The 1,417-nt window shown below is 55.0% G+C and carries 2 protein-coding genes; both read right to left on the bottom strand.

Features of this window, described 5'->3' with window-relative positions; translation table 11 throughout:
• Positions 1-23 precede the first annotated feature (23 nt).
• Positions 24-476: a single-stranded DNA-binding protein gene (ssb, locus tag J2D75_RS14240; protein ID WP_207855448.1), complete on the bottom strand. Its 453-nt coding sequence runs from the start codon at positions 474-476 to the stop codon at positions 24-26.
• A gap of 53 nt (positions 477-529) precedes the next feature.
• Entirely contained in the window at positions 530-919 is a 390-nt protein-coding gene (locus J2D75_RS14235; RefSeq protein ID WP_207855447.1) for a hypothetical protein, read from the bottom strand.
• Positions 920-1,417: the final 498 nt, after the last annotated feature.

Genomic DNA, 1,417 nt, shown 5'->3' with positions numbered 1-1,417 from the left:
AGACGCGCGCCATTTTCCGCCGCTCAGAACGAGATTTCGTCCACCGGGCCAGTGTTGCCGTAAGCGGGAGCCGCCTGCCTGCGCTCGGGAGCCGCACCATACTGGCCACCGGTTTCGCCATCCGGGCGGCTGTCCAGAAGGGTCAGTTCACCCCGAAAAGCCGCAAGCACAACCTCGGTGGTGTAGCGTTCCTGCCCGCCCTGATCCGTCCATTTGCGGGTCTGGAGAGAACCTTCCAGATAAACCTGCCGCCCTTTGCGCAGAAAGCGCTCGGCCACATCAGCCAGACGGTCGTTGAAAATCACCACCCGGTGCCATTCCGTGCGTTCGCGGCGCTCACCCGAAGCCCGGTCGTTCCATGTGTCGCTCGTCGCCAGCGTGAAAGAAACGATCTTTGCCCCGGCCTGACTCATACGCACTTCGGGGTCTTTGCCCAGATTGCCGACCAGAATGACCTTGTTGACGCTGCCTGCCATGTGTCTGCTCCACCAAAAATATTGAGAAGAATATCGCTGATCTGAATTACGATTTAAGCGGCTTTCAGCGTGGCCCGTTCCCTCTGGGCGTACTGCTCCGCCCATTTGTTTACCTGGGCAGCGATCTCCGCTGGCGTTCCTTCCCGACCGTCCCAATCTTTGAGCAGGTCAAACCCATAATGCAGGGCGATATACCGGCGGCTTTCCGGATCTGCGGAATAATTGGCGCTAAGATAGCGTGCGCCATCAGGACTCATCATTCCATCGGCGGCAATCCCGACAAACAGACGTTCCACACCATTCTGGGGCCGCTGTGCATCATAGTATTGCCAGCCGTATCGTTCCACCAAGGCCGCGAGTGTCAGATCTGAGTAATGCAGCCCCTCCACAGTACCTTGCGAAAATGCAGGCAAAATGCTTACAGTGTCGTTTACGTTGGACATGAAACTATCCCTTTCTGTTCTGGCTAGTCCCGGTTTGGTGCTCGATACACCGACCGGGGCGCTTTGTTGTTCGGGCCTGTTCCCTCTCAACAAGTAAAGATTAGTACGCCAAGAAAAACAGCACAAGCAAAAAAGCGCGAAAAACAGCCAAAAAAGCATGTTTTTTCATTCTTTTTTGCACCGATAAACGAAACAATATTTCGTAATTATTTCGGTTACTTGTTATGTATTCATTGAAAAAATAACAAACTGTTTTCGCCGTTTTTTATATTTTCACAGGATGATTCTATACCTCGATGCCCTGTGCAACCCGCCCCAGAACGGCGGACAGGAGGCATAATCGCCCCACCCCACTCCTTCACTCCTGAGCAAAACGCCCCGCGCCTGCCAAAAGGTCGGTGCTGCACCAGGGGGCGCGTGTGACGCGCCCGCCGTAGGCCGCCGAAGGCGTCTGGTGTGTCCGCTGCCTCTAACAGCTGGTTCCGGCATAAAGTCGTG

This window comes from Acetobacter suratthaniensis, from assembly GCF_017377745.1.
In the GTDB taxonomy this organism is placed as follows: domain Bacteria; phylum Pseudomonadota; class Alphaproteobacteria; order Acetobacterales; family Acetobacteraceae; genus Acetobacter; species Acetobacter suratthaniensis.
The sequence above is the reverse complement of the archived record's forward strand: the minus strand, read 5'-3'. Positions and strand labels throughout refer to the sequence as shown.

Bases quoted from the DNA above. Each gene is read 5' to 3' on its own strand.
- ssb (WP_207855448.1), bottom strand. From the start codon at position 476: ATGGCAGGCAGCGTCAACAAGGTCATTCTGGTCGGCAATCTGGGCAAA.
- J2D75_RS14235 (WP_207855447.1), bottom strand. From the start codon at position 919: ATGTCCAACGTAAACGACACTGTAAGCATTTTGCCTGCATTTTCGCAA.